Origin of the sequence: Streptomyces sp. SID1328 (assembly GCF_009865595.1) — a bacterium.
Taxonomy (GTDB): Bacteria; Actinomycetota; Actinomycetes; order Streptomycetales; family Streptomycetaceae; genus Streptomyces; species Streptomyces griseoluteus.
The window spans coordinates 1-5,077 of record NZ_WWKH01000140.1; the positions used below are offsets into that span (position 1 = coordinate 1).

Sequence of the window (5,077 nt, forward strand, 5' to 3'; positions counted from 1 at the left end):
GGCGGGACGTGGACACCGGCGACGACCTGCGGGTGGCGCTGGCGCTGGGCGTGGGCCCGTACACCGCGGCGGCGAGCGCCGCGTGGACCGCGCCGGTGCCGCTCGCCGGGCAGTAGGCTGCGGACATGCAGGCCACCGCTTACACCTACGACCCCGAGAGCCGCAGCGGGCAGGTGCTGCTCGACGACGGCACCCCGGTGCCGTTCGACACGGCCGCATTCGACGCGGGCGGGCTGCGGTTGCTGCGGCCCGGTCAGCGGGTGCGGATCGAGACCGAGGGGCGGGGCGAGGGGCTGCGGATCACGCTGGTGACCCTCCAGACCTTCTGAACGGGTGCCGAGCAGGCGCTGAACGGGCCCTGGGCGGCCGTGTGAACGCACCGCGGGCCGGACTCCCCCGGGGAGTCCGGCCCGGCGCGTGTGAGCCCTGAGGGACCGGGTGCCGTGGAAGGCCGTGCCTCTAGCGGGCGGTGGTCTTCTTGGCGGTGGTCTTGCGTGCCGTCGACTTCTTGGCGGGCGCCTTCTTGGCGGTGACCTTCTTCGCGGGAGCCTTCTTCGCGGTGGTCTTCTTGGCGGCCGCGGTGGTGCCGGCGGTCTTGGCCGGGGCCTTCTTCGCGGCGGCCTTCTTGGCGGTGGCCGTGGTCTTCTTGGCCGGCGTCGCCTTCTTGGCGGTCGTCTTCTTCGCGGCGGCCTTGGTGGCCTTCTTGGCCGCGGCCTTCTTCACGGTCGCGGAAGCGCCGCCGGTCAGGCTGCCCTTGGGCGCCTTCTTCACGGAGACCTCGCCACCACGGGGAAGCTTCTTCGAACCGCTCACCAGGTCCTTGAAGCCCTGACCGGCGCGGAAGCGCGGAACCGAGGTCTTCTTGACCCGAACACGCTCGCCCGTCTGGGGGTTACGGGCGTAGCGGGCAGGGCGGTCCACCTTCTCGAAGGACCCGAAGCCGGTGACCGAGACCCGGTCCCCCGCGACGACGGCGCGGACGATGGCGTCCAGGACCGCGTCGACAGCATCGGCGGCCTGCTGGCGGCCACCCATCTTGTCGGCAATCGCTTCTACGAGCTGCGCCTTGTTCACGTCTTCCCCTTCGGAGACATCGCCAGAACGAAAGTGTTCAAGCTTTTTCGCACGTTAGGCAGATATATACCGCAAATCAAACACGAAACGGGCTTCTCACCCTTGTGCCGCATCGGTTTCGGCGGTCCCGAACGGATTCAGTGGTCCTCTTCGGGCATCCGGCCCGCTTCGAGGTCCGCGGTGAATCGTTCGAGACGCGTTGCCGCGCCGGCGGGATCGTGTTTGGCCGCGGCCGTAATGACCAGCAGCTTCCGGGTCAGCGCCATCCGTACGCCCTCCGGGACTTGCAGTGTGCGCACGGTTGCGTGCGCTTGTTTGAGTTGGTCCGCGACTGCCGCATAGAGCTGGAGTTGGCCGTCGTGTTCCATGCACAGATTGTGCCATCTGGGGCGAGTTGTCGCCTGCGCAGGGGGCAACTGCCGCCTCCGCGCGCCGTTTCGGGGCGCGGGGAGGGGGCGCCGCCGAGGGACGCCCGGAACTGCAACTTCGTTGCGGCGAAGGGGAGTTGTGGACCGCGCGGAGGGCGCTCGCGGGCGTCCGGACCCGGACATGCGCGTACCCCCAATCGTGGCGATCGGGGGTACGCGGCGGCCGTCGAGGTGGCCGAAACCTTATGCGTGCGAGCGGTTGCTCAGCTTGTCAGCGTGCGGGGCTTGTGCGCCGGGCGGGCCTTCTCGAAGGCGGTGATGTCGTCCTCGTCGCGCAGGGTGAGGGAGATGTCGTCCAGGCCGTTCAGCAGCCGCCAGCGGGAGTTCTCGTCCAGCTCGAAGGAGGCGGTGATGCCCTCGGCGCGTACCTCGCGGGCTTCGAGGTCGACCGTGATCGCGGCCTCGGGGTCGCGTTCGGTCAGCTCCCAGAGCGCGTCCACGACCTTCTGCTCCAGTACCACCGTGAGCAGGCCGTTCTTCAGCGAGTTGCCGCGGAAGATGTCGGCGAAGCGGGCGGAGATCACGGCCTTGAAGCCGTAGTTCTGCAGCGCCCAGACGGCGTGCTCGCGGGAGGAGCCGGTGCCGAAGTCGGGTCCGGCGACCAGGACCGTGGCGCCCTGCCGCTCGGGGCGGTTGAGGACGAAGGTGTCGTCCTTGCGCCACGCCTCGAAGAGACCGTCCTCGAAGCCGTCGCGGGTGACCTTCTTGAGCCAGTGGGCGGGGATGATCTGGTCGGTGTCGACGTTGCTGCGGCGCAGCGGCACGGCCCGGCCGGTGTGGGTGGTGAAGGCTTCCATCGTTATCGCACTCCAGCGGGCACGGGGGTGTCGGACAGGTCGGCGGGCGAGCCGAGGTGACCGAGGACGGCGGTGGCGGCGGCGACCTGCGGCGAGACCAGGTGGGTGCGGCCGCCCTTGCCCTGCCTGCCCTCGAAGTTGCGGTTGGAGGTGGAGGCGGATCGCTCCCCCGGCGCGAGCTGGTCGGGGTTCATGCCCAGGCACATCGAGCAGCCCGCGTACCGCCATTCGGCACCGGCCTCCTTGAAGACCACGTCCAGCCCCTCGGAGACGGCCTGCAGGCCCACGCGCGCGGAGCCGGGGACGACCAGCATCCGTACGCCGTCGGCGACTTTGCGGTCCCGGAGGATCTCGGCGACCGAGCGCAGGTCCTCGATGCGGCCGTTGGTGCAGGAACCTACGAAGACGGTGTCCACGGCGATGTCCCGCAGCGGCTGCCCGGCGGTCAACCCCATGTATTCGAGGGCCTTTTCGGCGGCGTAGCGCTCCGATGCGTCTTCGTACGAAGCCGGGTCGGGGACGTGCGACGAAAGCGGCGCTCCCTGGCCGGGGTTGGTGCCCCAGGTGACGAACGGGGAGAGTCCGGCCGCGTCGATGACGACCTCGGCGTCGAAGACCGCGTCGTCGTCGGTGCGCAGCGTCCTCCAGTACTCCACCGCCTCGTCCCAGTCGGCGCCCTCCGGGGCGTGCGGGCGGCCCTTCAGGTAGGCGAAGGTGGTCTCGTCGGGGGCGATCATGCCCGCGCGGGCGCCGGCCTCGATGGACATGTTGCAGATGGTCATCCGCGCCTCCATCGACAGCTTCTCGATGGCGGAGCCGCGGTACTCCAGGACATAGCCCTGGCCGCCGCCGGTGCCGATCCGGGCGATGATCGCCAGGATCAGGTCCTTGGCGGTGACACCCTCGGGCAGCTCGCCCTCCACGGTGATCGCCATGGTCTTCGGGCGGGCCATCGGCAGCGTCTGGGTCGCCAGTACGTGCTCGACCTGCGAGGTGCCGATACCGAAGGCGAGCGCCCCGAACGCACCGTGTGTGGAGGTGTGGGAGTCACCGCACACCACGGTCGTGCCGGGCTGCGTCAGCCCGAGCTGCGGGCCGACCACGTGCACCACGCCCTGCTCGACGTCGCCCAGCGGGTGCAGCCGCACCCCGAACTCCGCGCAGTTCTTGCGCAGTGTCTCCAACTGGGCCCGCGAGACCGGGTCCGCGATCGGCTTGTCGATGTCGAGGGTCGGGGTGTTGTGGTCCTCGGTGGCGATGGTCAGGTCGAGACGACGGACCGCGCGACCGCCCTTGCGGAGACCGTCGAACGCCTGCGGGCTGGTCACCTCGTGCAGCAGGTGCAGATCGATGTAGAGAAGGTCGGGCTCGCCCTCGGCGCGCCGGACGACATGGTCGTCCCAGACCTTCTCCGCGAGTGTCCTACCCATCGCTTTCCCTCCGGCCGGCCACGGTTCCGCCGACACATCTAGAGAACCTGAGGAAGCGACGCCCGCGCCGTGATCTCGGTGCGTACGGGCGTCCGGCACCGCGCCCGCCGTACGCGGGCCGCCGTGTGCTTCAAGAGTGGCGCGTTCCGGAGAAAATTGAACTTGCGTTTCACAGAGTGAGACGGGAGTATCGTTGCATGGACAACAGTAGCGGCGTCGGCGTTCTGGACAAGGCGGCCCTTGTCCTGAGCGCTCTGGAGTCCGGTCCGGCCACCCTCGCGGGTCTGGTCGGGGCCACCGGACTGGCACGGCCCACGGCCCACCGGCTGGCCGTGGCTCTGGAACACCACCGACTGGTGGCGCGGGACATGCAGGGCCGGTTCATCCTGGGCCCGCGCCTGTCGGAGCTGGCCGCGGCGGCCGGCGAGGACCGGCTGCTGGCGACGGCCGGCCCGGTGCTCACGCACCTGCGGGACGTGACGGGCGAGAGCGCGCAGCTCTACCGGCGCCAGGGTGACATGCGGATCTGTGTGGCGGCCGCGGAGCGGCTGTCCGGACTGCGGGACACGGTGCCGGTGGGCTCGACGCTCACGATGAAGGCGGGTTCCTCGGCGCAGATCCTCATGGCCTGGGAGGAGCCCGAGCGGCTGCACCGCGGTCTGCAGGGGGCGCGCTTCACGGCGACGGCGCTGTCCGGGGTGCGCCGCCGGGGCTGGGCGCAGTCGATCGGCGAGCGGGAGCCGGGCGTGGCCTCGGTCTCGGCGCCGGTGCGCGGGCCGTCCAACCGCGTGGTGGCCGCCGTCTCGGTCTCCGGACCGATCGAGCGGCTGACCCGGCATCCCGGCCGGATGCACGCCCAGGCGGTGATCGACGCCGCCTCCCGGCTGTCCGAGGCGCTGCGCCGCTCCGGCTGAGCCCTGACGCGACCGATTCGACGCTTCCCGGGCGGGAGCGGGCCCCAACGCCGCGGCCCGCTCCCGCCCGACTTGTAGGGCTCAACCGGGCCACGGCGAGCGACTGTTGGGACCGGGCCCGGAAAACAGCGAAGGCCCCCCGCTTATGCGAGGAGCCTTCCTTCTGTACCCCCGACCGGATTCGAACCGGCGCTACCGCCTTGAGAGGGCGGCGTGCTAGGCCGCTACACAACGGGGGCCTGGACACTGCGTTTCCGCAGGTCCGAGCTGGTCTACCTGGACTCGAACCAAGACTAACTGAACCAGAATCAGTCGTGCTGCCAATTACACCATAGACCAATGATGGTTTAGACCAGTCAGTACCCCCGACCGGATTCGAACCGGCGCTACCGCCTTGAGAGGGCGGCGTGCTAGGCCGCTACACAACGGGGGCC

General features: G+C 70.1%; 6 protein-coding genes, 3 tRNA genes and 1 pseudogene. 3 read left to right on the top strand and 7 right to left on the bottom strand.

What is annotated here, in order from left to right; genetic code table 11:
- Both GT030_RS04375 and GT030_RS04380 read left to right on the top strand, forming a co-directional pair.
- A pseudogene (locus GT030_RS04375) lies at nt 1-116 on the top strand (2-phospho-L-lactate guanylyltransferase); the annotation flags it as partial.
- 9 nt (nt 117-125) lie between these two features.
- Nucleotides 126-329, top strand: coding sequence for a hypothetical protein (locus GT030_RS04380; protein ID WP_161199931.1), 204 nt, complete (start codon nt 126-128; stop codon nt 327-329).
- Between the two features lie 130 nt (nt 330-459).
- Here the strand turns inward: GT030_RS04380 and GT030_RS04385 are convergent, their stop codons facing one another.
- The 4 genes from GT030_RS04385 to leuC all read right to left on the bottom strand — a co-directional run bounded on the left by GT030_RS04385 (nt 460) and on the right by leuC (nt 3,729).
- The gene (locus GT030_RS04385) at nt 460-1,074 is read right to left on the bottom strand and encodes an HU family DNA-binding protein (protein WP_161199932.1); all 615 of its coding nucleotides are present in this window, start codon (nt 1,072-1,074) and stop codon (nt 460-462) included.
- 137 nt (nt 1,075-1,211) lie between these two features.
- Nucleotides 1,212-1,442 (bottom strand): hypothetical protein, encoded by a 231-nt coding sequence (locus tag GT030_RS04390; RefSeq protein ID WP_161199933.1) that lies wholly within the window; start codon nt 1,440-1,442, stop codon nt 1,212-1,214.
- Nucleotides 1,443-1,705: 263 nt separating this feature from the next.
- On the bottom strand, nt 1,706-2,299 hold the full coding sequence (gene leuD, locus GT030_RS04395) for a 3-isopropylmalate dehydratase small subunit (RefSeq protein WP_161199934.1): 594 nt from the start codon (nt 2,297-2,299) through the stop codon (nt 1,706-1,708).
- A 2-nt stretch (nt 2,300-2,301) separates the two neighbouring features.
- Nucleotides 2,302-3,729, bottom strand: coding sequence for a 3-isopropylmalate dehydratase large subunit (leuC, locus tag GT030_RS04400; protein ID WP_161199935.1), 1,428 nt, complete (start codon nt 3,727-3,729; stop codon nt 2,302-2,304).
- Nucleotides 3,730-3,926: 197 nt separating this feature from the next.
- Here leuC and ndgR point away from each other — a divergent pair, with 197 nt between their 5' ends.
- Complete coding sequence (gene ndgR / locus GT030_RS04405) at nt 3,927-4,643, top strand: IclR family transcriptional regulator NdgR (protein ID WP_030808445.1); 717 nt, start codon at nt 3,927-3,929, stop codon at nt 4,641-4,643.
- 166 nt (nt 4,644-4,809) lie between these two features.
- Here ndgR and GT030_RS04410 read toward each other — a convergent pair.
- The 3 genes from GT030_RS04410 to GT030_RS04420 all read right to left on the bottom strand — a co-directional run bounded on the left by GT030_RS04410 (nt 4,810) and on the right by GT030_RS04420 (nt 5,076).
- Nucleotides 4,810-4,882, bottom strand: a tRNA-Glu gene (locus GT030_RS04410).
- Between the two features lie 28 nt (nt 4,883-4,910).
- A tRNA-Gln gene (locus GT030_RS04415) sits at nt 4,911-4,982 on the bottom strand.
- 21 nt (nt 4,983-5,003) lie between these two features.
- Nucleotides 5,004-5,076 (bottom strand) — tRNA-Glu (locus GT030_RS04420).
- Nucleotide 5,077 lies beyond the last annotated feature (1 nt).